The 26,837-nt window shown below is 50.7% G+C and carries 28 protein-coding genes; 22 read left to right on the top strand and 6 right to left on the bottom strand.

Annotated features, from left to right (window positions below; genetic code table 11):
- Positions 1-99: 99 nt before the first annotated feature.
- The 3 genes from AC5JO6_RS18185 to AC5JO6_RS18175 are packed head-to-tail and all read left to right on the top strand — an operon-like array spanning position 100 to position 2,091.
- The gene (locus AC5JO6_RS18185; RefSeq protein WP_496082478.1) at positions 100-696 is read left to right on the top strand and encodes a glutathione S-transferase family protein; all 597 of its coding nucleotides are present in this window, start codon (positions 100-102) and stop codon (positions 694-696) included.
- A gap of 43 nt (positions 697-739) precedes the next feature.
- Positions 740-1,642, top strand: a complete 903-nt coding sequence (locus AC5JO6_RS18180) for a pyridoxamine 5'-phosphate oxidase family protein (protein ID WP_496082477.1) — start codon at positions 740-742, stop codon at positions 1,640-1,642.
- A 35-nt stretch (positions 1,643-1,677) separates the two neighbouring features.
- A complete protein-coding gene (locus AC5JO6_RS18175) occupies positions 1,678-2,091 on the top strand; it encodes a nuclear transport factor 2 family protein (RefSeq protein WP_496082476.1) in 414 nt (137 codons plus the stop codon).
- Between the two features lie 73 nt (positions 2,092-2,164).
- Here AC5JO6_RS18175 and AC5JO6_RS18170 read toward each other — a convergent pair whose 3' ends face one another.
- Positions 2,165-2,311 (bottom strand): hypothetical protein, encoded by a 147-nt coding sequence (locus AC5JO6_RS18170; RefSeq protein ID WP_496082475.1) that lies wholly within the window; start codon positions 2,309-2,311, stop codon positions 2,165-2,167.
- Positions 2,312-2,632: 321 nt separating this feature from the next.
- Here AC5JO6_RS18170 and AC5JO6_RS18165 point away from each other — a divergent pair, with 321 nt between their 5' ends.
- From AC5JO6_RS18165 to AC5JO6_RS18155, 3 genes are read left to right on the top strand one after another with little or no spacing between them, the layout of a single operon-like run.
- The gene (locus tag AC5JO6_RS18165) at positions 2,633-2,842 is read left to right on the top strand and encodes a DUF2997 domain-containing protein (protein WP_496082474.1); all 210 of its coding nucleotides are present in this window, start codon (positions 2,633-2,635) and stop codon (positions 2,840-2,842) included.
- A gap of 50 nt (positions 2,843-2,892) precedes the next feature.
- Positions 2,893-3,279, top strand: coding sequence for a DUF1257 domain-containing protein (locus tag AC5JO6_RS18160; protein WP_496082473.1), 387 nt, complete (start codon positions 2,893-2,895; stop codon positions 3,277-3,279).
- The gene (locus AC5JO6_RS18155; protein WP_496082472.1) at positions 3,279-3,767 is read left to right on the top strand and encodes a ferredoxin; all 489 of its coding nucleotides are present in this window, start codon (positions 3,279-3,281) and stop codon (positions 3,765-3,767) included. Before AC5JO6_RS18160 ends, AC5JO6_RS18155 begins: the two co-directional genes overlap by 1 nt.
- Before the next feature lie 120 nt (positions 3,768-3,887).
- Here the strand turns inward: AC5JO6_RS18155 and AC5JO6_RS18150 are convergent, their stop codons facing one another.
- On the bottom strand, positions 3,888-4,787 hold the full coding sequence (locus AC5JO6_RS18150; RefSeq protein ID WP_496082471.1) for a tetratricopeptide repeat protein: 900 nt from the start codon (positions 4,785-4,787) through the stop codon (positions 3,888-3,890).
- A 234-nt stretch (positions 4,788-5,021) separates the two neighbouring features.
- Between AC5JO6_RS18150 and rpsP the strand changes: the two genes are divergently transcribed.
- From rpsP to AC5JO6_RS18125, 5 genes are all read left to right on the top strand, one after another.
- Complete coding sequence (rpsP, locus tag AC5JO6_RS18145; RefSeq protein WP_496082470.1) at positions 5,022-5,270, top strand: 30S ribosomal protein S16; 249 nt, start codon at positions 5,022-5,024, stop codon at positions 5,268-5,270.
- The gene (locus AC5JO6_RS18140; RefSeq protein WP_496082469.1) at positions 5,263-5,682 is read left to right on the top strand and encodes a KH domain-containing protein; all 420 of its coding nucleotides are present in this window, start codon (positions 5,263-5,265) and stop codon (positions 5,680-5,682) included. The genes rpsP and AC5JO6_RS18140 overlap by 8 nt, the downstream gene beginning before the upstream one ends.
- A 31-nt stretch (positions 5,683-5,713) precedes the next feature.
- Positions 5,714-6,673: a PhoH family protein gene (locus tag AC5JO6_RS18135; protein WP_496082468.1), complete on the top strand. Its 960-nt coding sequence runs from the start codon at positions 5,714-5,716 to the stop codon at positions 6,671-6,673.
- Positions 6,657-7,835, top strand: a complete 1,179-nt coding sequence (locus AC5JO6_RS18130; RefSeq protein WP_496082467.1) for an MSMEG_0565 family glycosyltransferase — start codon at positions 6,657-6,659, stop codon at positions 7,833-7,835. Before AC5JO6_RS18135 ends, AC5JO6_RS18130 begins: the two co-directional genes overlap by 17 nt.
- A 79-nt stretch (positions 7,836-7,914) precedes the next feature.
- Positions 7,915-8,202, top strand: coding sequence for an MSMEG_0570 family nitrogen starvation response protein (locus AC5JO6_RS18125; protein WP_496082466.1), 288 nt, complete (start codon positions 7,915-7,917; stop codon positions 8,200-8,202).
- A 218-nt stretch (positions 8,203-8,420) separates the two neighbouring features.
- Here AC5JO6_RS18125 and AC5JO6_RS18120 read toward each other — a convergent pair whose 3' ends face one another.
- Together AC5JO6_RS18120 and AC5JO6_RS18115 are read right to left on the bottom strand one after the other, a co-directional pair.
- The gene (locus tag AC5JO6_RS18120; RefSeq protein ID WP_496082465.1) at positions 8,421-9,467 is read right to left on the bottom strand and encodes a zinc-dependent dehydrogenase; all 1,047 of its coding nucleotides are present in this window, start codon (positions 9,465-9,467) and stop codon (positions 8,421-8,423) included.
- Positions 9,468-9,866: 399 nt separating this feature from the next.
- Positions 9,867-10,214 carry a hypothetical protein gene (locus AC5JO6_RS18115; RefSeq protein WP_496082464.1) on the bottom strand — a complete coding sequence of 116 codons (348 nt, stop codon included), beginning with the start codon at positions 10,212-10,214 and terminating at the stop codon, positions 9,867-9,869.
- Positions 10,215-10,449: 235 nt separating this feature from the next.
- Between AC5JO6_RS18115 and tmk the strand changes: the two genes are divergently transcribed.
- Entirely contained in the window at positions 10,450-11,142 is a 693-nt protein-coding gene (gene tmk, locus AC5JO6_RS18110) for a dTMP kinase (protein WP_496082463.1), read from the top strand.
- A gap of 50 nt (positions 11,143-11,192) precedes the next feature.
- Complete coding sequence (locus AC5JO6_RS18105; RefSeq protein ID WP_496082462.1) at positions 11,193-12,161, top strand: DNA polymerase III subunit delta'; 969 nt, start codon at positions 11,193-11,195, stop codon at positions 12,159-12,161.
- 33 nt (positions 12,162-12,194) lie between these two features.
- Here the strand turns inward: AC5JO6_RS18105 and AC5JO6_RS18100 are convergent, their stop codons facing one another.
- Positions 12,195-12,899 carry a hypothetical protein gene (locus AC5JO6_RS18100; protein ID WP_496082461.1) on the bottom strand — a complete coding sequence of 235 codons (705 nt, stop codon included), beginning with the start codon at positions 12,897-12,899 and terminating at the stop codon, positions 12,195-12,197.
- A 214-nt stretch (positions 12,900-13,113) separates the two neighbouring features.
- Between AC5JO6_RS18100 and AC5JO6_RS18095 the strand changes: the two genes are divergently transcribed.
- Both AC5JO6_RS18095 and AC5JO6_RS18090 read left to right on the top strand, forming a co-directional pair.
- Positions 13,114-13,656, top strand: coding sequence for a hypothetical protein (locus tag AC5JO6_RS18095; protein ID WP_496082460.1), 543 nt, complete (start codon positions 13,114-13,116; stop codon positions 13,654-13,656).
- A 34-nt stretch (positions 13,657-13,690) separates the two neighbouring features.
- Positions 13,691-14,572 carry a DUF3153 domain-containing protein gene (locus AC5JO6_RS18090; protein ID WP_496082459.1) on the top strand — a complete coding sequence of 294 codons (882 nt, stop codon included), beginning with the start codon at positions 13,691-13,693 and terminating at the stop codon, positions 14,570-14,572.
- Between the two features lie 287 nt (positions 14,573-14,859).
- Here the strand turns inward: AC5JO6_RS18090 and AC5JO6_RS18085 are convergent, their stop codons facing one another.
- A complete protein-coding gene (locus AC5JO6_RS18085) occupies positions 14,860-15,597 on the bottom strand; it encodes an META domain-containing protein (protein ID WP_496082458.1) in 738 nt (245 codons plus the stop codon).
- A 353-nt stretch (positions 15,598-15,950) separates the two neighbouring features.
- On the opposite strand from AC5JO6_RS18085, the gene AC5JO6_RS18080 reads away from it, so the two are divergent.
- The 7 genes from AC5JO6_RS18080 (at position 15,951) to AC5JO6_RS18050 (ending at position 26,681) form a co-directional block, all read left to right on the top strand.
- Positions 15,951-16,121 (top strand): PCP reductase family protein, encoded by a 171-nt coding sequence (locus tag AC5JO6_RS18080; protein ID WP_496082480.1) that lies wholly within the window; start codon positions 15,951-15,953, stop codon positions 16,119-16,121.
- A 361-nt stretch (positions 16,122-16,482) separates the two neighbouring features.
- Positions 16,483-16,638 (top strand): hypothetical protein, encoded by a 156-nt coding sequence (locus AC5JO6_RS18075; RefSeq protein WP_496082457.1) that lies wholly within the window; start codon positions 16,483-16,485, stop codon positions 16,636-16,638.
- Positions 16,639-16,878: 240 nt separating this feature from the next.
- The gene (locus tag AC5JO6_RS18070; protein WP_496082456.1) at positions 16,879-21,336 is read left to right on the top strand and encodes a PAS domain S-box protein; all 4,458 of its coding nucleotides are present in this window, start codon (positions 16,879-16,881) and stop codon (positions 21,334-21,336) included.
- A gap of 49 nt (positions 21,337-21,385) precedes the next feature.
- Complete coding sequence (locus AC5JO6_RS18065) at positions 21,386-22,534, top strand: PP2C family protein-serine/threonine phosphatase (protein WP_496082479.1); 1,149 nt, start codon at positions 21,386-21,388, stop codon at positions 22,532-22,534.
- Between the two features lie 621 nt (positions 22,535-23,155).
- Complete coding sequence (gene mrdA / locus AC5JO6_RS18060) at positions 23,156-24,925, top strand: penicillin-binding protein 2 (RefSeq protein ID WP_496082455.1); 1,770 nt, start codon at positions 23,156-23,158, stop codon at positions 24,923-24,925.
- Positions 24,926-25,559: 634 nt separating this feature from the next.
- Positions 25,560-25,796 carry a DUF2811 domain-containing protein gene (locus AC5JO6_RS18055; RefSeq protein ID WP_496082454.1) on the top strand — a complete coding sequence of 79 codons (237 nt, stop codon included), beginning with the start codon at positions 25,560-25,562 and terminating at the stop codon, positions 25,794-25,796.
- 93 nt (positions 25,797-25,889) lie between these two features.
- Positions 25,890-26,681 (top strand): RecB family exonuclease, encoded by a 792-nt coding sequence (locus tag AC5JO6_RS18050; protein WP_496082453.1) that lies wholly within the window; start codon positions 25,890-25,892, stop codon positions 26,679-26,681.
- Positions 26,682-26,837 lie beyond the last annotated feature (156 nt).

The raw sequence follows: 26,837 nt of genomic DNA, 5'->3' as shown, positions 1-26,837 counted from the left end.
GCTGATAGCTGATAGCTGATAGCTGATAGCTGATAGCTGATAGCTGATAGCTGATGGCTAAACCCAAAATTAACGTTCACAAGTTAAGAGGATTGCTACATGCTCAAACTGTACGATTTCTTACTCTCTGGTAATTGCTACAAAGTGCGTCTGCTGCTCTCTCTGCTGGGAGTAGAACATGAACTTGTAGCGGTTGATTTGAAAGCAGGGGAACACAAGAAGACCCCTTTTTTGCAGTTGAATCCCTTTGGGCAAGTGCCTGCACTGACAGATGGTGATGTGGTTATTCGTGACTCGCAGGCAATCTTGGTTTACCTGGCACGGCGCTATGGTGGCGCAGATTGGTTTCCCGAAGATGCAGCAGCGCTGGGCAACATTGCTCAATGGCTCTCAACTGCCTCTAAGGAGATTGGTAATACGATCGCAACTGCAAGACTGCACTATCTCTTTGGTACACCGATCGACGTAGCAGCAGTAGAAAAGCAGTCCTACGCTGTGCTGAAGGTCATTGATGAGCATCTGGCAACACGACAATGGTTAGAGTGCGATCGCCTCACAATCGCAGATATCGCCTGCTTTCCGTATATCGGACTGGCAGCCGATGGCAAACTGTCACTGGACGCGTACCCCCACATCGTTGCCTGGATCGACCGCATCAAGCAACTTCCCGGTTATGTAGGAATGCCCGGTTTGTAATGGTCTGATTTGCCACTGGTTCTTTCATGCAAAGGAGTTCGTGATGTCATCCAGTTTTCACTCTGGGGAACAGGCAGTGCAGGCGATCGTGGGTGTTCGGGCAGAAGCCGATCGACTGAGCCATCTCTTAGGTGGTGTCATTAAGCCAGCCACTCAGGAGTTTTTGCAGCATCAGTCATGGGCGATCGCGAGTACAGTGGATGCCAGCGGCAATGTGTGGGCATCGATGCTGATCGGTGAACCTGGGTTTGTGGAGCCGATCGCCGATCAGAGTGTGCAAATCAATGCCGTTCCCCTTGCAGGCGATCCGCTGCGAGAAACGTTGCAGTCTGGTCGTGATCTCGGTCTGCTGGTCATCGATTTGGCAACACGACGACGCTTGCGACTAAATGGCATCGTTGAGATCCAACCAGACGGACGGATTCATCTCCATACCAAACAGGTGTATTTCAACTGCCCTAAACACATTCAACTGCGTCACTTAGATCATCAAGCCACTTCGGGAGAAGCGACATCAGAGACGATCGTGAGCGAATCCCTCTCGCCATATCAACAGCAATGGCTTGCTCAAGTTGATACCTTTTTTCTTGCCAGCAGCCATTCTGATGGTGCCGATGCTTCCCATCGTGGCGGCAATCCAGGGTTTGTGCAGGTGGTCAGCGCAACCAAACTGTTGTTTCCAGATTATGCCGGAAACAATATGTTCAATACCTTTGGAAATTTGTTTGAAAACCCATACGCAGGGATGCTCTTCATCGATTTTGAACGCGGTGATACGCTGCAACTGACGGGTAAAGCGCACATTCTTTGGGAATCAGAACACCTGATGGACTTTCCTGGCGCTCAACGGCTAGTTGCTTTTGAGATCAGTCAGGCGATCGCCACCACCAACGCTATCCCCTTACGATGGCACTTTGCAGAATACTCACCGTATAACCCGATTTAGCTTAAACCATTTACATTTACTCAAGAGGACACCTGATGGAAACCAAACCACCCCTGCCACCCTTCACCTTAGAAACGGCTAAAGCCAAAGTGCAAGCAGCCGAAGATGCCTGGAACACGCGCGAACCCGATCGGGTTGCCCTTGCTTACACGCCCGATTCTCAATGGCGCAATCGTTCCGAATTTTTGAGTGGTCGTGAAGAGATTGCCCGCTTCTTACGCCGCAAGTGGGACAAAGAACTGGATTATCGGCTCAAGAAAGAACTCTGGAGCTTTACCGATCATCGTATTTCTGTGCGCTTTGAGTATGAGTGGCATGACGAAGCGGGTCAATGGTACCGCTCCTACGGCAACGAGCAATGGGAATTTGCTGCCAATGGACTCATGCAACGACGCGAAGCAAGCATCAACGATGTGCTGATCCAGGAAGCCGATCGCAAGTTCCGCTAGAACATAGACAAACAGGGCTACCTCTAAGCGCACTGTTCAACTTGAGTCGTGAGCATGATTTCGGTGTCAGTAATCAGCGGTAGCTTGAAATAGTCCACTCTTGAAGTAGTCCACTGCGGTAGGCTTGACTGCGATCGTTGTGGTTTTGAACCGCCAACGACTGCAACGCATCCTTATACCGCTGCTTGCTTGAATGAGAGCCAAACAGACAGACGATCATTGTTTTAACGTAGTTTAAGCGCTGGTTTCTAAGCACTGAATTTAAACAGATTTCTCTTCCCCTTTCAGCTTGACTGCAACGGGAAGTTAAGCGAAACTATCAGATATCTGAGTCATCACTCTAGCTGAACCTTAACTTTTGTTAAGCGCTGCATATTTTTATTAAGGATATGTAGCTGTCCCAAGCCAGCAAGCTTCAAGCAGGAAGGCAGTTGCGGGGTAAAACAGTGATTGCTTTTTTGCCTCTAGAGATTAGATAGCTTGAGCTTTATGAGAACCGAACAGCTTCGCTTAACAGTCTCACTAAACCACTAAACATAGTATGGAAACGCTTGAGTTCATTATCTATCCAGACGGTCGAGTGCAAGAAAAAGTGACGGGTATTGTTGGTTCTTCGTGTGCTGAGGTGACGGCAGCGATCGAGGCTCAACTGGGTCAGGTCGTAAGCCAGCAGCAAACCTCTGAATACTTTGCTCAAGTCGATACGCAATCTCTTACAGTGACGAATCAAGCGATGTTCGGTGAGTGGTAAATTTTGTAGTTAGATTTTTCGTTTGTTCAGTTTTATCCTTAAGAATCACCATGTCACATTTCAGCCAAATTAAAACTCAGCTCCGCAATTTGTCTTCTCTACAAGCGGCTTTAACCGATTTGGGCATCGTTTGGAAATCTGGCTCTGAAGCAATCCGGGGTTATCGTGGAAAAACTCAAACCGCCGAGATTGCGATCGAGCAAGATAATGGGTACGACATCGGTTTTCGGTGGAACGGTAGCGAATACGAACTGGTAGCAGACCTGCAATTTTGGCGGCAAACATTGACAGTCGATCGATTCCTGAGTCATGTCACACAGCGCTATGCGTACCATACAGTACTCAACGAAACCACTCAAAAAGGGTTTCAGGTGACTGAGCAGCAGCAAAACAACGATGGCTCGATTCGTCTTGTGCTACAGCGCTGGAGTGCGTAATGGTTGATAGCGCTTCGTCGAGTTCGGCGAGTCACACAGCTAAGTCGCTCTCTGAGCTACCGCAGGCTCAGCTTCGCACTGGTCTTGAGCCTGAACTCGGTGGGTCTTTGCGCGATGAACCAGGGCGGTCAGGCTTAGAGCCTGAACTCGGTGGTGTCTTCAGGCAAAAAGGTGTCTACGTTGATGAGCTGACCTGCATTGGCTGCAAGCACTGTGCTCATGTTGCCCGTAATACCTTCTACATCGAACCTGACTATGGACGATCGCGCGTGGTAAGGCAGGATGGTGACTCTGAGGATCTGCTTCAAGAGGCGATCGATACCTGTCCCGTTGACTGCATTCACTGGGTTGATCACACCGAGCTAAAGCGCTTGGAAGCAGAGCGGTTGTATCAGGTTATTCCGCTAGCAGGCTTTCCCGTTGATACTGCTGTTATTGCGACCAATCGCCGTCGTCAGAAGTTAAAGGCTCGCCAGCTTAAATCTTAAAGACTGATAGCAAGGTGGCTTCAGAGAGATACGTTCAGGAATCGACTGACGGGATCTTTCTAGTAGCGGTACCGTTCCTACTCAAGCGCCGTTAGTCTTAACGGCGCTTCAGCTTTTTTCTTAAGGTGTTGAGGTGGGTGCAGTGGTCGGCACAGGGCTGGGGGTCACGCCAGGTGTAGCTGTGGTTGCTGGAGCGCTAGCACCTGGTGAAGGCGCATTGGCAAGCTGATTAATCTGGTCTTTAAACTGAGCAGGAGCCAAATCGGCAGCGCTCACAAAGAGTGGCTTGGCAGCATCCGTTTTGCCTTGCTCCTTCAGAATCAGCGCTTTGCCCAGTACCGGGCGAAAATCTTGCTTATTGCCCTTAGTCGCTTCGTCAAAAACAGCGATCGCTTCATCAAAGCGCTTCTGCGAGGCATACACCTGTCCCAAAATCACCTGAACCGACACCACGTCCACGCTACCTGCTTGAATCTTGTTCGCCTGAGGCGCGGTCTTGATCGTATCTTGCAGCAAGCCCACTGCCGCTTCAGGGCGTTTTTGTTGCAGCAGTAGATTAGTCAACCCTTGTAGAGCATTGCGATCGCCCGGTCTCGTCTTCAATATATCCCGGTAGGTTTGGGCGGCTCCTTCTGGATCGTTGGTTTGCTGCTTAGCCTGTGCTAGCAGGACAGCATACTCAGTCTCATTGGGGTTGAGTTTTGCTAGCTTTTCGAGGGGGACGATCGCGCCTTTCACATCGCCGAGTCCCAGTCGTGCTTCCAATAAGCCGCGCAAAGCTGTCGTGTTCTCAGGCTCCCTTTGCAGCACCAGCTCATAACCTTTTGCCTGTGCCTCTAGTTCCTCCTTCTTAGGAACGGCACTAGCCGACTGAGTAGGAGTTGGGCTAGTGGTAGCCGTCTTGCTCTGGTTGCCCTGAAAGGCTGCCTCAATCAGTGGAATCAGTGAGAAGCCCACGAAGGCGACGACTGCCAAGATTAGAACCACGTTAATAACCCAGCGATTGCGCTTATCAGTCACACATCTGCCTCGAAACTCTACTGCTATTATCGACGACAAACGCCATTTGCGATGGCAAGACTGGTAGGAAAGCGGACACTGCTTCAAAAGTTGTTTAAAATATGGGCGCAACCAGTGTGCGAAAACGTGTCCGTGATATGATAATAAATTCGAGTTGCTGATCAAATTCTTGCGCCGATGGCTAAGATTGACGGTGCTCTAAACGTTAAGTGACAAAGAGAAACTGCACAGCACATGATCAAACTGCGATTGAAGCGATACGGCAAAAAGCGCGAGGTTAGCTACCGCATTGTGGCGATGAATAGCCGCGATCGCCGGGATGGACGACCCTTAGAAGAATTGGGCTTCTACAACCCCAGAACGGACGAAACTCGGCTAGACATACCTGCGATCGTCAAGCGCTTGAAAGATGGCGCACAGCCAACCGACACCGTACGCAGCCTACTGCAAAAAGCTAACGTTTTTGAACAGGTCAATGCCTGAGACGAACGCAAAAACTGGTGCCTTTGAAGCAACCGTGCCAGACTACGCAGGATTGGTGAAGTTTCTGGTGGAGCCGTTCCTGGAACTGCCAGAATCCCTCAGAGTGGACTGCGAAGTGTCACCCAGTCGAGGTAAAGTCTGGGTGCGCGTGGCGTTTGAGGGAGTTGATAAGGGGCGCGTTTTTGGCAGAGGTGGTCGAAACATTCAGGCAATTCGCGCTGTGCTAGAAGCGGCGGCGCGTACGGTTGGTTACTCTGCCTACCTGGATGTTTTTGGCATGTCTTCGCAAAGCAATGATGACGAGACCGATCGCGAAGACGTGATCGACAAAACCCCACCACGCCGTTCTTCAGGTGTGAAGGAAGCACCGAAGCTGCGATCGCGCAGTAGCCCGCCGGACGCGGTGCAGTAGTGAACACACACATCTGTACGATATTGATTGCATGGTAGAGGCTGTCACCATTGAACTGCCTAGTATTGCAAGCGCGATCGCCCTTGCTGGCGAACGAGACGAAAACTTGAAAACCTTAGCTCGACAAACGGGCGCAGCCTTAGTCTTGCGTGGACAAGCACTCCGCATCTCTGGTACAGACAACCAAATTGATTTAGCCACGCGCCTGGTGCAAGCCCTCGAAGCCGTTTGGAGCAGCGGTACTGCTATCTCAGGAGTCGATATACTCACTGCTCGTCAGGCGCTAGAGACACAGCAGCAGGACGAATTGCATGAACTGCGACAAGATGTGTTGGCACATACCCGTCGCGGCGAAGACATTCGGGCTAAGACCTTTCGGCAGCGGCAGTATATTCAAGCGGTTCGCACTCACGACCTGACCTTTTGCATTGGTCCAGCAGGCACTGGAAAAACGTTTCTGGCAGCCGTTCTAGCGGTACAAGCACTGTTGGCAAACCAGTACGAACGCATCATCTTGACTCGCCCCGCAGTCGAAGCGGGTGAAAAGCTAGGTTTCTTGCCAGGAGACTTGCAGCAAAAAATCGATCCATACCTGCGTCCGCTGTATGACGCGTTGTATGAATTTATTGATCCAGAGAAAATTCCGAGCTTGATGGAGCGCGGTGTGATTGAAGTGGCACCGATCGCCTACATGCGCGGTCGTACGCTCAACAACGCGTTTGTCATTCTTGATGAAGCGCAGAATACAACGCCATCGCAGATGAAGATGCTCTTAACGCGTCTAGGCTTTCGCTCACGCATGGTGGTAACGGGCGACCTCACTCAAACCGATCTTCCCCAACACCAGGCATCGGGCTTAGCAGTGGCACAAAAAATTCTGCAAGCAGTCGAGGGGGTTGCGTTCTGTCATCTTTCTAAAGCCGATGTCGTGCGTCATCCGTTAGTGCAACGCATTGTGGCTGCTTACGAACAGCATGAGCAAACACAGTAAGCCTCTCCGCATTGCCCTGTTGACGTACTCGACCAAACTCAGAGGTAGCGTGGTGCATACGCTGGAGTTGGCGGAGGCGTTGCACGCGATCGGTCACCAAGTCTGTATCTATGCGTTGGATAAAGACGGCATGGGGTTCGATCGTCCCCTTGCGTGCGCTCACACGCTCATTACTGCTCAGCACGCACCTGATGGCATTGATGCCCTCATCAAGCAGCGCATTCAAGAGTTCGTTGATCACTTCAGCCAATCCAGCGAAACCTACGACTGCTACCACGCGCAAGACTGCATCGGTGCCAATGCCTTAGCCCTGTTGCGTCAACGCCAGCGTATACCCCATTTCGTTCGCACGGTGCATCATATCGAGGCTTACAACAGTCACTATCTGCATGAGTGTCAGGAACGATCGATTCGTGACCCCGACTTATGCCTCTGTGTAAGCCAACGGTGGCAGACAGAATTGCAGCAGCGCTACCAGATTGATGCACCAAGAGTGATCAACGGCGTGAATAGCCAGCGATTTTCCACCCAGCGAGACGGCTTGGAACAGGCACTTAGGCAGCGATTGGGTTTGAGCGAGGGTTCGATTTATCTGACGGTTGGCGGCATTGAACCGCGCAAAAACTCGATCGCCCTTCTCCAAGCCTTCAGCCAAATTCTGATTCAACAACCGCAAGCCCAATTAGTTGTCGCAGGTGGTGCAACGCTGTTTGACTACCAGGACTATCGGCGTGAGTTTTTCGCACTGGTGAAAGAATTAGAGATTCGCGTCGGTGAATCTCTGCTTCTACCAGGTGTCATCCCCGATGTCGAACTGCCTGCTCTCTATCGCCTTGCCGATGCGTTTGTCTTTCCTTCAGTGAAAGAAGGTTGGGGCTTAGTCGTACTGGAAGCGATCGCCAGTGGCGTTCCAGTCATCACTGCAAACCAGCCGCCCTTTACCGAGTTTCTGACGGCACAACAGGCGTTACTGGTAGATCCCAATTCGCCAACGGCGATCGCCCAGGCAATGCAGTCCATTCTGGCACCAGAGCTTGCCGCCTCTCTGGTACAGCACAGTCAAACCATTCTGCCCCATTACTCCTGGGAAGCCTCGGCAAAGATGCATTTGGTTCACTATCATGAATTATTGAAGCGGGAGAGGGAAAGAGATAAGTTTTGAGTTGATTTTGACCACCGACCACTAGCTACTGACTCCAGCCCCTACTAACAATTAGCAACCAACAACCAACAACTAACCGATGCCTGAAATCCGTTTCCAGATTGAATTACCAGATGGGTCGCAAGAGACGTGCTACTCGCCATCGCTGGTGGTGAAGGAGTACTTTACGCCAGGAAGTGAGTATGGGCTAACGGATTTCATTGAGCGATCGCGGACAGCGCTCAACATTGCCAGCGATCGTGTCAAGGCAAAGTATGGCAGCCCGTGTGGCTTAGCGCTGGGTCAACTGGCACAAATTGAAGCAATGGCAGGCAAGTATGGCAATGTTGCTGAACCCAAAATCCGCTTGCTCAAGTTTATTGAGTGAGGACAGAAACCGGGTTTCTCCTTGAATAGATTCGCTTGAGCATACATAGCCGTCCTAAATCATTCATGAAAAGGATGTGTTGGTTTCAGCACTCAGCGGTCAGCCGTCAGCTTGGACGTGAGCGCTGAGTGCTGAAAGCTAACCCAGCATCCTTTCACAAATCAAATAGGATCGCTATAGGTTGTACCTTAAAACCCGGTTTCCGCGTCAGTTCTGCATTACGGGTAGATCAGAATCTTATAGGTTTCGGGACCGGGCGAGACTGCCTGTTCAACAGCGGTTGCCAGGTCTTTGAGTGGATAGCGATCGCTCACCAGTGCATCCACATCAATGCGTTTGTGGAAGACAATCTCTGCTGCCAGCGCCTGCACTCGATACGAGGAACTGTAGCTTCCCATCAAATCGATTTCACGTCGATAAAGAATATTGGGATTGATGGGAATCTCCAATTCGTCTGGAAATTCGGCAAAGAACAGAATTTTGCCACCTTTGCGGGTGCAGTCGAGCGCCTGGAAAAAGGCTTTGTCGCTTGGTACAGCTAACAGACTAGTATCCACACCCATGCCTTGCGTGAGCGCCTGAATTTTGGCAGTCAGGTCGGGATCGCGGGCATCGAAAGCGGCATCGGCACCGACGCTGAGCGCTTTTTCGATGCGCGTGGGCAGCAGGTCAGTGGCGATCGCCCGTGCCCCAAAATACTTCACCAACATGATAAACATCAGCCCGATCGGTCCCGCACCTGTGACCAACACCGTTTGACCAGGAGCAATTTGCGCTTTTTTTACCGCTTTGAGGCAGCAGTTCGTTGGCTCGACAAAGCTCGCTTGTTCAAACGTTACGTCGTCAGGAATCGTGACCAGACCGCCGCTGCGGACGATATGACCTGGCACCTTGACATATTCTGCAAAGCCACCACCGCTGGGTGCAAAGCCTGCTGTTGTGGTGATGTTTTTGTAGACATCACACATAGAAAAGTTGTCATTTAGACAATACGCACAGTGCATACAGGGAATGTGATGCAGTACCACCACGCGATCGCCAACCTGCCAATCCTGCACGTCAGCGCCTACAGCCGCGATCGTGCCTGCCGTCTCGTGCCCAAAAATGCGAGGTGGATTGTAAAGGGGATAGCGAATCTTTTTGATGTCTGACTGACACAAGCCTACAACCCGCACCTGTACCAGCACTTCATCAGCAGCCATCTCTGGTACTGGAATCTCTTCGTAGCTAAGCTGATTAACCCCTCGAAATACCTGTGCTTTCATCTGCTGATTCCTCAAAACCCTCCAATGCAGACTCTACCACTGCTGACGCTTTTTCACTGCGTTATCTGACAGTTGCAGGTAGAAACCGGGTTTCTCCACGAAAGTTGCTGTTTGCCCAACCTAATTGCTTGCAGAAACCCGGTTTCTCGCAAACCGCGTATCAGCTTAGCCAAGACTGTTCGACAAAAATTGACAAAAGTAGAGGCGCGTGAGTCTACGCCTCTACAGATAGAGCGTGAGGATTTATGCTCTTCTCCAACGATACTGAAGCGGCATGGCATTGGCATGAAGCAAACGTCACGATCGCGCTAGAGACAAAGTACTGCTTTCAACCAGGGAATTCGCACTGCATCGTCGAACAGAGCGACGAACCTGAGACACGAACTTATCTCATTCGTTCTAGCCTGCAACCGTATCAATCAGGCTCCATTGGCGGTTATCGGCGATCGCCCGACTCACCAAATCATACATACGCCGACAGTGGTTATTGATCTGAAGCGGCAACTCTTCGTTTTTGATCACAAAGCTCATTCGCACTTCGCGATCGGTCGCCAGGGTTTTATCAACAAGCACCTCCACTGTAACTAGCTTAGAAAAAGCAACGTTACCCGGTACTTCGCGTGCCATCAAATAGTCACCCGTTTCATAGATAATATCAAAGTTACAGGATTCCAGAGTCTCGCTCAGCAGGCTTTGGACGTTCCCTACGGATGCCTCAACTGTAAATAGGCAGGTATAACGAGCCATGGCTAACCCCGGACATATAACATTTAGACTTCGCTATCATATCGCTCATTCAGCATATCAAGCTTCATCATTTAGCGTCACGACGCAATGCTAAACTCCAGCGAGTCCTATAGAGCACAGTGAGCAGTCCCAAATTATGCGTCAACAAAACTCAATCCTTCAGCGGTTAGGATACCTCTCATTAATTCCCCGTCCCTATTTAATCTCCTGTCTAACGCCTGCTTTATGAGGAAATATGCGCGGTAAGCTGATTGTGTTTGAAGGTGTAGAAGGCTGTGGCAAAACAACGCAACTGCGACGATCGCAGCAATGGTTAGTGGATAGCGGCTGGCAGGCATTGCTACAAACCAAAGGCTATCTCCAACACCTTGTTACCACACGCGAACCAGGTGGTACCGCACTCGGCTTGCAGGTACGTCAACTTTTATTAGCGCAACCGACAACAGAAGCAATTGAGAGCCGTGCCGAATTGCTGCTTTACGCTGCCGATCGCGCTCAACATGTCGATGGCTACTTAAACCCCCATTTGCTCCAGGGTGCGCTAATTCTATGCGATCGCTACACCGATTCTACGATCGCGTATCAAGGCTACGGGCGCGGCATTGATCTCAATCTGATTGCTCAACTTAACCACGTCGCCACCAACGGACTCGAAAGCGACCTTACCCTCTGGCTAGACCTGGATGCGGCTACCGGGCTGGTAAGAACGCAGCAACGGGGAACCGCCGATCGTATCGAACAGGCAGATCTGTCGTTTCATCAGCGTGTCCAGCAAGGCTTTACAGAGCTAGCTCAACGCCACCCTCAACGCATCATCCGCATTGATGCCACACGCACCGAGACTGAAGTTGCTGAACAAATTCAGACAGTCCTAACCCAACGGCTTGCTGCATGGTACGGCGTGGAAAGGCTAAAGGCTGAAGGCTAAAGTCTCAAATCTTTTTATCCTTTAGACTTCATCCTTTATCCTTTCCGCCCATGTCTCCTTTCGCCCCACTCATCGAACAACCCCAGGCAGTCGAGCTACTAACCCAGGCAGTTGCCAAAGGTCGCATTGCGCCTGCTTACCTCTTTACAGGACCACCTGGAGTAGGACGACGATTGGCGGCGGAGTGCTTTCTGTCGCTCCTGTTCAATCCACCCAACGCGACGATCGCCCAAACAAACGCATTGCAGCATCGACTCCAAGAGCGCAACCATCCCGATTTGCTGTGGGTCGCACCGACGTATTTGCATCAGGGGAAACGGCTCACGATCGCCGAAGCCGCAGACGCTGGTTTGAAGCCGAAAACTCCACCCGTTGTGCGACTAGAACAGGTACGCGAGATCGCCCGCTTCCTCTCGCGTGCGCCTCTGGAAGCCTCGCGATCGGTCGTTGTCATCGATCACGCCGAGACGATGGCAGAAGGGGCAGCGAATGGGCTGCTAAAAACGCTAGAAGAGCCGGGACAGGCAACGCTCATTCTCATTGCACCAGGTATGGAATCGTTGCTGCCGACGCTAGTCTCACGCTGCCAACGCATACCGTTCTACCGACTAACGGCTGAGGGCGTGGCGCGGGTACTCCAGCAAGCGGGTCAGCGTGAAATTCTCCAGCACCCCGAAATTTTGCAGCTTGCTCAAGGTAGCCCAGGAGGCGCGATCGTCCATTGGCAGCAACTTCAGGCAGTACCAGCAGATCTCCTGCAAGCCGTTACTCAGATGCCCCGCACCGCTCGAGAGGCACTCAGCCTTGCGCGGGACATTGACAAGACGTTGGAGGCAGATGTGCAACGCTGGCTGATCGAATATTTACAACATACCTACTGGCAACAAAGCTGTACAACCCAACGACCGGACGCTTTACCTGTGAGTGTGCTAGAACAAGCACGTCAGCATCTCATGCGAAACGTTCAGCCGCGTCTAGTTTGGGAGGTGACGCTGCTCAATATGGTGCGCGTCGCTTAGCGAGCCTTCTAAAATTACCCTACAGATAAATTTCTACGGATAGATATTGCTCTGTGGATAAATGATGATCGGTTGCTCAGAGTGAGTCGATGGCGATCGGTAGCGTACACCGTACTGGGGATCGATATACACCTCTGGCTCTGGGCGCGTGGTCGTAGTGGTGGTTTGAATGTTGTAGTAGGGCGCTGGATAGTAAGGTGACGGGTAGTAAGAGGCTGAAGGATTAGGCGTGGTGACGATCGTCGGATTGATCAACGTTGAATTGCGAATAGGGCTGTTGATCACCGTCGGGTTGATCAACACTGAATTGTTAACACTGCCTCGTCGCTGAATCACACCGGGCTGTCCATAGCCGTATCCCGATGGGTAAACGCCGGGCGGATAGACAGTAGGAGTGCCAATCTGTACCGAAAGACCGCCCCCAAAATTAGGTTGAATGGTGGGCTGAATCAGTATCTGACGGGAGTTATAAACGGAATTGTGGAAAGGGACAACAGGCGGAAAGTTGATTACCTGCCTCTGGTGATTGATTATTTGTCTCTGATTAGCATAACCATTGCTTTGCACCTGAACAGCTTGCCACTGAACATATGGTCTCGCGCTCGCGGCAGGCACCCACGCAGCTAAAGCAGCGACTGTCAGTAGTAGAGAGACACCCGGAACGAAGCCAGATATAGGCGATCGATAGAATGCCTGTGGAAGTTGTACGTCACAGCGCTGAAAAGGTGTCTTAACCATCGTTTTTACCACTCAAGACGGAAACCATGAAGCGGTTGACGCAACCTCAATGCCTGACCGATCGCAGTACAGAACTGATGTTCTCACTAAGAACTCTCATACTCAGGACTCCTTTCTAGCCTAACGTGTTCCGATAGAATGAAGGGGATTTGCCCATGTTTTTCCAGACCATTCGATTCGACCCGTATAACTGTCAACGTATTTTTCAATCACTGTGAATTCAGATCAAACCGTGAGTTCAGACCAATCCGATACGGCTAAAGCGGACTATCAGTCTGGCAAAGCCGCTTTTGAACGCGGCGAATACCGTAAAGCGGTGCAGTTTTTAGAGTCTGCCAAGACGCTGGTGCTGCCCATGTCTCGCTTTGGTGGTGAGGTGCAAATCTGGTTAGTTACAGCCTATGAAGCAATGGGACAGCGATCGGATGCACTTACCCTTTGCCGTGAATTGAGTCGTCATCCCGATTTAAAAATTCGCAAACAGGGTCAGCGTCTGCTTTACATCCTGGAAGCACCCCGACTGACGACTCGTCCAGAATGGCTGACCCAGATTCCAGATCTGACCAATCTGGAGCATGGTGATGCCCGCGATCGTCCGACGGCTGTTACCATTTCCCCGATCAAACAGCCGGAGAAGCCTGCGTTTCAGCTCGAAGCGGTTGTCGATCCTAAGCAAGTAGTGCAGTCCAATCGCTTTGTCTGGGTGGCGTTAGGAGTTGGGGCGATCGTCCTGGGTGGGTTGCTCTGGTTCATGTAGTAGCGGCGCAATGATTTTCTCACCATCTTCGCGTATGCTGAATGGTCGTAAGCTCTCGTTTCTACGCCTGAAATCCATGACGCGAACGACTGTTGCGGCTCGACACCAGACAACCCCTCGCCACTACGTACTGCTGCATCAGGTAGGGCGAAATCTGAAGTATGCGTTTGAGCGATCGCGCCATCTCTGGCTTATCCTCCTTGTCTCGCTGCTGCTGTCTGGCTGTGTGCGCTACGACGTGGGTGTGCGGTTTGACAGCCCCAATCGGGGAGAATTTACGCAGCACATTCAGCTCGAAGAACGACTGCAACGCTTTAGCGGTAGCACGGCTCAGCAGTGGTTGACGCTGATTGAGCAGCGAAGCCAGCGTTTGGGTGGACGAATCGATCGCTTGCCCAATCACGATCTGTTAGTGACGATTCCGTTCACGAGCAGTGGCGATCTCCAAACAAAATTCAACCAATTCTTCAGCCCGTTAGAAGAGAACAATGCAGCCACAGCCGCCATTACGCTTCCGCCGATCGCCTCCCGCTTTACTCTGTCTACCAGTAATTTACTGTTAGTCGAGCGAAACCATCTTCGCTACGAGTTAGATCTGCGATCGCTGGGTGTGCGGTCTTCTAGTGGTGGTTTGTTGCTTAGCCCTGCCTCTCTAATCGACCTGGAGTTTCGGCTACAGACTCCCTGGGGTGCTAAGAGCATTTCATCTGCCAACATCAATCAGCCAGCGATTTCGTCTGCAAAAACGCTGATTTGGCAGTTGCTTCCTGGCGAATTGAATCATCTGGAAGTCGTGTTTTGGCTGCCCAATCCTTTGGGCATTGGTACGCTGGCGATCGTCCTTTTCGTCCTCATAGGGCGCTTTTTGAAGTATCCCCGCTCAATAACAGCAGTGCCAGACGCTGTGTTGGATTGATCGAGGTAACGCAGTTGTATTGTGCGTGAGGTGTCAGCTATCAGCAAGAAGCTATCAGCTATCAGCCGTCAGCTAAGTAGGAAGGTTCAATTAAATATAAAATCTGCGTAGGATGGATATAGCCTTCGGCATTCAAGGAAAGCGAAGCGTAACCCATGCTGCTGAGGGTTTTGATGCGTTACGGCTATGCCTAACACATCCTACGTTTAATTTCACCCAGCTACTTATCAGCTTTTCGCTGACGGCTGACAGCTTTCTCAACCATGCGCTGATCGTTCAACCCACAGTTAGCGATCGACCCTACCGTTGATCGTTAAGGTAGGCGGCTTGCCAGCGTTGGGCACAAAGACAACAAGCGCTGCTTCACCTCTAGCGTTGGTATAACGAGTGCCTTCAGGTGTTTGCTCAGTTTTGACAGGACTGCCGATCACCCAAGTTCTACGAACACGTTTATCATAAACATTCATCTGCGTCTGCCCATCACGCACAAACACTCGCACCGCATTTCGCCGTCCCTGAAATGAGACAAGCGTTGTTTCGGCGTTACTTGTCGTAGTCAGGCGAGTAAATCGTAGTGGGGCTTCAAGACCCTGGCTATCAATCAGAAGGTAAGAACCTTCTAACCTGAACCGCTGAGCGTTCTGAAGCGCTTGAAAGTAGCGGTTTTCCTGGTTCATTACCGCAGGCGGACAGAGTTTTTTGGTCGAGGCGATCGCACTAACCGTCAAACGGTTACCCACCAGTTTCACTGGAGCATTGTAGCGATTGCAGCCTCCTTGCCCAGAAAGACGATCGCCACTGTCAAAACTGAGCGTCGTTTGCAGGTTATCGATCACACCGCTACCGCCCAAATCTTCCAGTAGCCATTCGGTATTTAATAGGTCGCTTGGTGTTGGCTGATTGATCGATGCGCCCGACTGAGCGATCGAACCTGCCTGCCATGCAACTGGCTGCGATGTTGCCAGAGCAGCAAACCCAACGAAGCTAACGCCCGTACCCAGTAATAACGCCAAAAGTTTTTTCATGCCCATTCCTCACAGATAGATTGGCTCTATAGCGGTTCCTGACCAAGTGAAGTACGGTTGCGAAGAGGCAGAGGACAGAGGGCACAAGCAAAGAGACTGACAGCTTTCTTTCTGCCTCCTGCCTTCTGCCTCCTGCCTTAAAACCTAAGAGCTTGTACCACACTCAAACGAGAACCGCTATACAATGCCTGTTGCTGATGTTCTAACGATAAGGGTTGGCGATCGCACATCAAGGCTCGTTTCAAAAACTGATCGGTTCATTCTCTGCTTTCGAGGGGTGGTGGCAAATGGCAACCGCAAAACAACAAGCGAGTTACAGTAAAGAGGCAGTGCTTAAGCCAAGCGGAACCCTTATGAGTAGCGCGATCGAGTGGACAGCGGCAGCAGAAGCTCGTTTGAAAGAAATTCCTTTTTTTGTGCGTCCCGCTGCACGTAAAAAAATTGAGACGTTTGCTCAAGAGTCCGGTGTCACACAAATCACAGTCGAAGTCTACGAGCAAGCAAAACAGCAATTTGGTTCTTAGAGGACGTTTTAAAAGTCCAGATGCTTGTAGCCTTGGCGACTGAAGTCGCGGCTACAGAGGCAAAACCTGCCGTTGCAGGTGATAAAACCCTTACTCTGCGGTCGTCCGCGCAGGCGGACTTTGTTGACGTAGTCGCGGTTTTAACCGCCAGACACTTTTCAAACAACCTCTTAGCCCCGTTCAAGGAATGGGAGTGAACGATTGATGTCGTTAATCGTGCCTCTGCTGGTTCTGACCCTCAGCCTTTTAGTGGTCAGGTTGTTAATCCTGCCATTTGACCTGCTGACAGGCTTTAGCTTACCAACCTGGTTCTACTTCATTGGGGCTGTAGCGTTATTCTCGTGGTGCTTAGGTGATTAGCATGTTGCTCCCATCGCTTGCCGAGAACTATCATCTTGCCAGGGTCACGATCGCTCCATCACCCATTTTTCAAGGGCAACTTTTAGAAAATGGTTACCACAACAGTCGATCGGGGCAGACTCTGAGGATGTCCACACAGCTAAACGCAGGCTTTTAAGGGAGTCTTTTTTAGCTGTGAACAACCATACGTGAACTAATTCAAGCGCTGCATAGTTACAATTCAATCTCAGGGACTGTAAAAAAATAATGTTGCGGACTTTAGCGATCAGCGGTCAGCAGTCAGCCCATGGTTTAAAGCTGATCGCTGATGGCTGCTTTGAAAATGTGCAGTTATTTTTTAACAAACTCTCAGTCAATGAGGGTGTAAACGGGCGTTCTAAGTAACTGAAGGCAGACCATGAAGGCAACCCCACTGGATGAGGAAGCAAGAAGGCTAGAGGCTCTGTACCAATATCAGATTCTGGATACGGCTCCCGAAGAAGCATTCGATGACCTGACCCAGTTAGCCGCACAAATCTGTGGCACGCCAATGGCAATGATGACGCTTGTTGCTGACGATCGCCAGTGGATGAAGTCAAGCGTCGGTCTGGTAATTGATGAAGTCGGGCTTCACGTTGGCTTTTGCCCACTTTGCGTTGAGCAGCGGGAGATTCTGATCATTGCCGATACAGCCGCTAACGCACAATTTGCCCCAAATGTGGTTGTCACAGGTGAACCACACGTCCGCTTCTATCTTGCTGCACCTCTGATTACACCGACGGGATGCGCGATCGGCACGATTTGTGTGATGGATCGCGTCCCCCGCGAACCGCAGCCGCAGCAGATTGAAGCGCTTCGTCGGCTCAGTCGCCAGGTGGTTAGCCAGTTAGAATTGCGACTTCATCTGGGCGCTTTGACCACTGCAATGGCTGAACGGCAGCAAGCAGAGGCGGCACTGCAACATAGCGAAGAACGGTTTCGGAGTGCCTTTAATTCCGCTGCGGTTGGCATGGCATTGGTTGGTCTCGATCGGCGTACACTCCAAGTCAATCGCGCGCTCTGCCACGCGTTTGGTTATTCCGAGTCAGAAATGCTCGACACAACCTTTCGAGAACTGTCTCATCCCGACGATCTGGATCTGAATCCTCCCCATCTGCAACGTCTGCTGGCAGGCGAGATTGAATCTTACCAGTTAGAGAAACGTTATATCCATAAATTAGGACGCACTGTATGGGCATTACTGAATAATTCTTTACTGCGAGACGCTGAGGGAAGACCGCTGTATTTTGTCTCGCAGTTCCAAGACATTACCCAGCGCAAGCTGACTGAACAAGCATTACAGCAGAGTGAAGCCCATTTCCGTGACTTGGTACAAAATATTCAGGCAGGCGTTGTCTTGCAAGGCTCGAAGGCTGAAGTGTTACTGATGAATCCAGCCGCCCTGACGATGTTGGGGTTGGAGGAATCCGAAATTTTAGGACTGTCATCGTTTGACGATCGCTGGCAAGTTGTGCATGAAGACGGCTCTCCCTTTCCTGGCGCAATGCATCCAGTACCTCAAGCGATCGCCACTCGCAAACCCATTAGCAACGTCATCATGGGCGTTCATCGTCCGAAATATGACGATCGAGTTTGGCTCTTAGTCCACGCAAATCCACAGCTCAACCCCGATGGCAGCATTCAGTATGTGCTTTGCACCTTCAGCGACATTAGCGATCGCAAACACATCGAAGAGACCCTCTCCAAGACCGAGAGCCGCAACCGGGCACTACTCAATGCGATCCCCGATTTGATGCTGCGTGTCAATCACGAGGGTGTTTACCTGGATATTAAAGCCGCAAAGTATTTTGATACCCTTCTGCCGCCTACTGAGATCGTTGGCAAACGGGAGGTGGATGTGTTGCCGCCAGATGTCGCTCAAAAGCGCCAGCATTGTCTCGCCGAGGCACTCCGCACAGGCGAACTCCAGTTTTGTGAATATGAGATTGCGCTCGCTGATGGGCTTCACTACGAAGAAGCCCGCATTGCCGTCAGTGGTGAAAATGAAGCGGTGATCATCGTCCGTGATGTCACTCAGCGCAAACTGGTAGAAGAAACGGTAGAAAGCCAGAATCACCGTGCTTACTTGCTCACAGCCATTACTCTCCGCATCCGCCAATCACTCAACCTGGATGATATTTTGGGCACAACGGTGGCTGAAGTCCGCCAATTTCTGCAAGCCGATCGCGTTCTAATCCACCGCTTTAAACCCGATTGGTCGGGTACGGTTGTCGTCGAATCAGTCGATTCCAACTGGTCACCAGCCATTGGGGCAGCCATTCGTGATACGTGCTTTATGGAGGGCGGCTGGCAAAAATACTACCGTGGTCGAACGGAGGCGATCGACGACATTGACCAGGCAACGCTTACGGATTGTCACCGCAACCTGCTGACTCAGTTTCAAGTGAGAGCTAACCTGGTCGTTCCCATCATTCAAGGCAGCGGTGCCACTGGCAAAGCAGAGCTTTGGGGTTTGCTCGTAGCCCATCAATGCTCTGCTCCTAGACAGTGGCGTGCCTTTGAAGTGGAATTTCTAACTCAACTGGCTGACCAGGTCGGTATTGCCCTTGCTCAGGCTCATCTGCTCTCACGCGAAACACAACAGCGTGAACAGCTTGCAGAGCGTAACCTGGCGCTAGAGCAAGCCCGTCATGAGGCGGAGCAGGCATCTCAGATGAAAAGCGTTTTCTTAGCAACCGTCAGCCACGAAATTCGTACACCCATGAACGGCGTATTGGGCATGGCTGGACTATTGAAAGACACTCCATTGAACCCCGAGCAGCGCGATTTTGTCGAAACCATTCAGACGAGTGGTGAAACTCTGCTGCACTTGATTAATCAAATTCTGGACTTCTCCAAGCTAGAAGCACGCGAAATGGAGCTGGAAATACTTGATTTTGACCTGAATCTCTGTGTTGAGGAAGTGGCAGATCTCCTGGCACCCGTTGCCCATGCCAAAAAGCTGGAGTTAGCCACACTGGTCTATCGCAATTTACCAACGCAGCTTCGGGGTGATGCTCATCGGCTGCGCCAAATTCTCACTAACCTGGTGGGTAATGCCATCAAGTTCACCAGCACTGGCGAAGTCGTTGTACAGGCATCGCTGGTTGCCGAGACGATCGCAACCGCTACCGTGATGTTCTCTGTCATTGACACTGGCATTGGTATTTCTGCCGCTGGTTTAGACCGACTCTTCAAGCCGTTTTCCCAGGTTGATGCGTCAACAACACGACGCTACGGAGGTACAGGTTTAGGGCTTGCCATTTCACGCCAATTGGTAGAGCTGATGGGCGGCGAGATTGGTGTTGCCAGCACGGTAGGAGAGGGATCACGGTTTTGGGTCACGCTAACGTTCGATCGCGCATCAAATCTGCTCTCAGCACCCGATCAGCAAGCGATCGCAGTGCCGCTCCAGCCGCTCCGCGTGTTGGTTGTAGACGACAACGCCACCAATCGTAAAATCGTGCGCTATCAAGTGTCTGCCTGGGGTATGCAGGTCGATGAAGCCGAAAACGCTGCGATCGCCCTTCAGTTGTTGCAGGAACAGGCAAAAACGGGCAGTCCTTACGATCTGGCGCTTTTGGATATGCAAATGCCAGAGATAGACGGTGAAGCGTTGGGTTGTCAAATTAAGGCAGACCCGCTGTTAGCAAAAACCAAGTTGATGATGATGACCTCTCTGAACCACCGGGGCAGTGGCAGTCAGCTTTTAGAACGAGGCTTTGCTGCTTATTTAGTGAAGCCAGTCAAACAGTCGCGCTTAATGGACTGCATCATGAAGACATTAATGGATGATCCATTGTTTGCAGCGTCTATCCAAGCGCTTCCTACCAATGAACGATCGTCATCCAAACTGGAGAATCAGGCTCTGGAGTCGATCGTCCATAGTGATTCCGCCGCGATCGTACCTCCTAATGGTGCGGCACCAGTACCACCATCCGCCCTCAAACTTCTGCTGGTTGAGGACAACGCGGTCAATCAGCGGGTGACGTTGAGCCAGCTTAAGTACTTAGGCTACACGGCTGATGTCGCATCCAACGGTGAAATCGCGTTAAAGATGATGACTCAGACGACCTACGACATTGTGCTGATGGACTGCCAAATGCCCGGATTGGACGGCTACGACACGACCCGCGAAATCCGTCGTCTGGAAGGGCAACCGCTGGACGAGCGACAGCAAACCATTATCATCGCTCTCACCGCCAATGCCATGAAAGAAGACCGAGAAAACTGCATTGCCGCAGGGATGGATGATTACTTGAGTAAACCGCTGCTCAAGGAGGCGTTAGCTGCCAAACTAACCGATTGGAGTCAGGTATTGCTTGCACGTAGCCAGCCATCAACCAGGCAGGACAGTCCTCTGTCAGCGAACAGAGCCTCTCAACCAGTCGTAGTGGAGCCAGAGGTTTTGATCGTTTCTGCTCCAGGTGTCAACGAAACAGATAATCCTGAAACAGTACCGCTGCTATCCAACGAGGCAATCGATCGCGCGTCACACTTTCTTCCATGCATCGACTGGAACCAACTCCATCAACTCTCAGACAACAATGAAGAGTTTGAACTTGAGCTATTACATGTGTTTGTTGAAGATGCTGGTGATCATCTTGTGGCGCTAGAAACCGCGATCGCTCAGCGTAATTTTCATGACCTTGAACAGGCGGCTCACCACATTAAAGGCGCGAGTGCTAATGTTGGCTTGGTTGCAATGTCTGCGATCGCCGATCAGATTGAACGGCAGGCGCGGCAGCACCAACTTCAAGACGCTCCTGAACAGCTCATTCAATTGCAACAAATACTGAACGAAGTGCGTCTCTTTTTAGCCACCATCTCTTTTTAGCCACCCATTGAGCCTCTTTAGCTATGCATTACAGATCATGTTTTCTTCTATACCTCAAGTTTTAGTCATTGATGATGATCGGACGATTCAGATTGTCCTAAAGAAAGTACTGCACGATCAGGGCTACGAGGTTACTGTGGCTAGTAACGGGCTAGAGGGTATTCAGCAAGCACAAATCATCCAGCCAGCCTTGATTATTTGCGATTGGCTGATGCCGCTAATGGATGGCTTAGATGTATGCCGTCAGATTAAAGCTGACCCAAACTTATCAACTGCTTTCTTTATCTTGCTTACCTCGCGTGGCGCGATCGAAGATCGGGTGCGTGGTTTAGATAATGGTGCTGACGACATTCTGACGAAACCATTTGAACTGACTGAATTGAAAGCACGCGTCCGCGCAGGCTTAAGACTGTATCAAGCGAGTCAAGACTTGAAGGCTCAAAAACAGTTGCTAGAGTCAGAGTTTCACGAAGCAGCAGAATATGTGCGATCGCTGTTGCCAAAACCGCTCAGCGGCAGCGTTACCATTGATTCACGCTTTTTGCCTTCCCAGCACCTTGGCGGCGATTGCTTTGATTATTACTGGCTTGACCCTGACTATTTAGCGATCTACTTATTGGACGTTTCTGGGCATGGTTTAGGCGCAGCGCTGCCATCAATTTCGGTGCTAAATATGCTTCGATCGCAGTCTATGGATGGGGTCAATTTCTATCAGCCCAGCCATGTTCTAACCGCTCTCAACGAAGCCTTTCAAATGGATAGCCAAAACGATAAATACTTTACGATCTGGTATGGTGTGTATAATCAGGCAAAACAGCAACTTATTTACTCAAGCGCAGGACATCCACCCGCTATCTTGCTGCAAGACACTGTTGACAAAGGCATTCAAACAACACTACTGAAAACGACGGGTATGCCAATTGGTTTGTTACCCGATGCGCGCTTTTTTGATCAACGGTACGACATTGATGCATCTAGCCTTCTTTATATTTTTAGTGATGGCGTTTATGATTTTTTTCGAGAAGATAGTCTTTGGAGTTTTGAGGCTTTTGCCGCTTTGCTGGTTGACGATCGAACCGCGATCGAGCAATTAGGCTTAGACTATATTCTGAATCACGTTCACACGCTGAACGCTAAAGCAGTTTTGGACGACGATCTGTCAATATTGCAGATTCGCTTCAATGCTACTTATCGTTAAGTTAAACAGTGAAGGCAGATCGGTTTGAACCAGCTAGATTTGGCAAAAGCGGCTTGCTGACTATTGGCGCGATCGCTGCTTCATCACACCACAAATGTTTCAGGGTTTGAACTGATGCACAGCCACCCGACTTCTACAAGGGCGCAGGCTTTGATGGCTAAGTTTTCATCAGCAGACGGTGATCTAAACCCCTTGTACGGAAGTCCTAAGGGTTATCTCAATCGGGATGAGACATGCTTGGCAAAGATACGTCTGTGCGTCTTCTAACTAGATTCATCTGTTAAGATCGGCACAGTTTTTATCAGCATGAGACTAGCAGCATTGACCGTTACATCGATTCAAGGCTTGGTCACATGAAAGGGTGGACTGATGAAAAATTATGCGAAATTCATATAAACATTGCGGGTATGTTGAGTTAGTAAGAGAATCTAGCAAGAGTATACAGACGAACAGTTGATTGCTAGTACTGATGACAGCTTATTTTTGGCTTGACGGGTGCCTGCTAAGCGGTCGGTTCGTCTACTGAGGAGTCTGGCTGTTTCACTGTGTTCAACTCTACTGTGTTTAAGATTGTGTTTAAGGTCATCACCACTATGCTTCTACCATTGGGCGTTCTTAGCCATGGCTAATGGTCTTTCCCTCAATTCAAAAAGCCGCCGGATTCACCTGGCGCTGACACAGCGATCGCAGCGATCGGTCATGCTGCTGCTGCTGCTCACAGGCTTGATCAGCGGTTGCCTTTTGCGTCTGATCCAGCTACAGCTTGTTCAGGGCGAGTATCACCGCCATCTCGTTGATAAAAATCGGATTTCGCTAGTCCCCTCGCCGTCTGATCGAGGCAACATTCTCGATCGCAACGGTAAGCTGATGGCTGCTAATCGGCTGGCGCGATCGGTGTATCTCTCACCGAGAGAACAATCCAAAGCTCAGTGGTCAGAGACCGCAACCAAACTGGGACAGATCCTCAACCTACCGCGTGAGGAAATTCTCGCTAAGTTAGAGCAAGTGGGATATCGCTCTCCAACCCCCGTTCGCATCAGTCGTGATTTAACCCTTCCTGCCTTTGTAGCGTTGGCTGAGAAGCACAATCAGTTTGCAGGGTTAGAAATCCGTGGCGAGTCAAACCGCTACTATCCAAATGCTGATCTGGCGGCTCATGTACTGGGCTATATCCGTGAGGCAACAGCAGAGGATTTGAAGCAAAATCCTGCTTACCCAATGGGTATGCTAGTGGGTCAGATGGGGCTTGAGCGCATTGCCAACACTACGCTTCAAGGGGTTTGGGGCGGACAACTGCTCGAAGTCAACGCGGCGGGACAGGTCGTCAAGTCGCTTGGCATGAAGCCATCACAATCTGGTGCGCCAATGCAGCTCACCCTTGATTTGGAACTACAGAAGACGGCTGAAAAAGCACTGGCAAAACGCCGTGGAGCCGTTGTGGTACTGGATGTAAGAACAGGTGAAGTGTTGGCACTGGCAAGCGGACCCACGTTTGATCCCAACCTCTTTACACGCCGCATTTCGCCAGCCGACTGGAAACAGCTACAGAGCCGCAATCAGCCATTCTTGAACCGCGCCCTGCAAGGTTATCCACCTGGCAGCACATTTAAGGTTGTAACTGCGGCGGCTGGTATCCAGTCGGGCAAGTTTTCGCCTGATTCAACCTTGGCGACCTTTGCAGCGCTCAACCTGGGTGGGCACTTGTTTCACGAACACGGCAGCGGCTACGGGGTGATTGGCTTTCGGGATGCGTTTGCTTATAGCAGCAACACCTTTTTTTACCAGGTTGGTCTAGCAGCGGGACCAGAAGAGATTTCTAAGTGGGCAAAACGGTTGGGGGTTGGCACGACAGACAATATGGGTCTGGAGGGTGGTAGCCGGGGATCAGTGCCTACACCTGCTGAGAAGGAAAAGCTGTACAAGGAACCCTGGTACGGTGGCGATACTGTAAGCATGTCGATCGGGCAAGGGTTAGTGCAAGTCACGCCGCTGGAAATGGCAGTGATGGTGTCCGCCATTGTCAATGGAGGCAAGCGCGTTAAACCCCACCTACAACTGGCAGAAAGCAACACACCGTCAATGCACCCCGTGGCAACTGGCTTAGACCCTGGCACGATCGCCATTATCAAAGCGGGAATGATTGCCGTAGTCCAATCAGGCACTGCTAGCCAGCTTAACAATGGCTCGATTCCGCTCACGGGTGGCAAAACGGGTACAGCGGAAGTTCCAGGTCAGCCCGATAACGCACTCTTTGTTGGGTTTGGACCAGTGAGCAAACCTCAAATTGCGGTGGCTGTCGTGGTAGAGAACGGCGGTTTTGGAGCAGTGTCGGCAGTGCCGATCGCCCATGAAATTTACAAAACCTACTTTAAAAGTCACCCAAAGCAGTGAGGCGATCGCTGAAGAAAATACACCGCAGAGTCGCGGAGTTCGCAGAGAAATTTCTCGGCACTTTCGGCATTGTTGTGCTGTTTGCTTGTAGAGCATCCGCAAAAAGCTGTTAAGCCATAACTTTTGCACTTTTTGCAATTCTTATCATTGCCTTAACTTTTCCCCAGGAAATCCACACTGTTTCCACAAGCTGTTTATCTCTTCTCCACACAAAATCCACAGGTTTTCCACAGGTTTACGAAAGTTTTCCACAGGCTCTACGGAGTAATCGGTCTTTGCCGCCGCGATCGATCAATTGGGGACGATCGGGTTCAGCGCGTGGAAAATGCCCAAGCTTCATGAAATTTTGTAACAAAAAAGCGCTTCAAACCACGATTCTCTCGTGAATCTTTTGATTGTCTAAAGTTGGGCGTAACATTTCGCAGCATTGACAAGACGGGGAGCGCGACTGCACAATGTGACGACCTGCTTGAAAGCGCGCTGACCGAATCGCTGGCAAATGCCCATCCTGTCTTGATTAGAGAGAGGTGGCATCAGCAAGGTCTAGCTTTGCGCTGCGTTTAGCTGTCTTAAAACGCTAGCTGTCAGGTGTACACCATTCACCCTGCCCATGTAAGGGAGAACCCAAAATTCTATGAATAGCACCGTTAGCCTGTTAGTCGAAGTTCCCGAAGTTCTGCACGATTCACTGAAGCACTATCTCGAAATCCGCCCTGATTGGGATCAAGACCGGGTGTTTGCCGCTGCCCTGTCACTGTTTCTGCTGCAAAACCGCAGCGTTGATTCTGTTCCCGAAAAGCAAAACCATCGTCAAGCCTCGCGTATCTACCTGGATGCCTTGTTTAAGCGTCCGATCGGGCAGAACAACTGAGAAGTCAGAAGTCAGAAATCAGAAGTGCTGAACGACGGCTGACACGTAACAAACAATCCACCTTCGTAGTGCCTTTCATTCAAAGCGAACAGTATGGCTTACCAAATTTCAGCGACGAAGCTTCAGGCGTACAACCGCTGCCCCTATGCCTACTATCTCCGCTATGAACGAAAGCTAACCACGAATGAGTTTTTTGGGTCAGCCTCACTAGGTGTTGCGCTGCACCAGGCGCTTGCCCAATGCCATCGAGATTGGCATTATGAACAACCCCTGCCAGATTTACGTTGGGTGCATCACTGTTGGCGGCAGCATTCTACCGAATTGAGTGCTAGTCAGGTCATGGAAGGATTTGAAATCCTGGAAAACTACTACTACCGTTTCATCGCCAGCGAGGTGGCACTGACGCAACCCCTGGCGGTGGAAGGTAGGATTCAAGGCTTTTTGCAGGTTGAAAATTTGGAGTTTTTGATTACTGGACGCTACGATCGCCTCGACTTTCTCTCAGATGGCTTGGAGTTGATTGACTACAAATCGAGCCGCGAGGTAAAGCTACCTGACGCTACCGAAATTGATGTGCAGATTGGGTTATATTACCTGGCGCTAGAGCAAACGTACCAGCAAAGTTTGAAATATCTCAGCCTGCTCTTTCTTCGTACAGGTGAAAAAATTCGCTTTGAGGCAACGCCAGCCCACAGACAGCGAGTTGAAACGATGGTGAGCGATCTGGCAGTGCGGCTACGCTACGATCGCGGCTGGGAACCACAACCCGGACGACAGTGCGATCGCTGCACCTTTGCCCGTTACTGTTCAGCCGTCAGTGCAAGTCCTGTACCATTGCCTGAAAGCAGCGCCAAATCACAGCTTCAACTCGCATTGAATTTGTAAGGGCTGACGAAAAAATAAATATACTGGGATTGGCGGTCAGCAGTCAGCAGTCAACGTTCAGCGGTCAGAGAAAAGCTGATAGCTGATAGCTGATAGCTGATAGCTGATAGCTGATAGCTGATAGCTGATAGCTAATAGCTGATAGCTGATAGCTGA

Source organism: Tildeniella sp. (assembly GCF_059505325.1).
The sequence above is the reverse complement of the archived record's forward strand: the minus strand, read 5'-3'. Positions and strand labels throughout refer to the sequence as shown.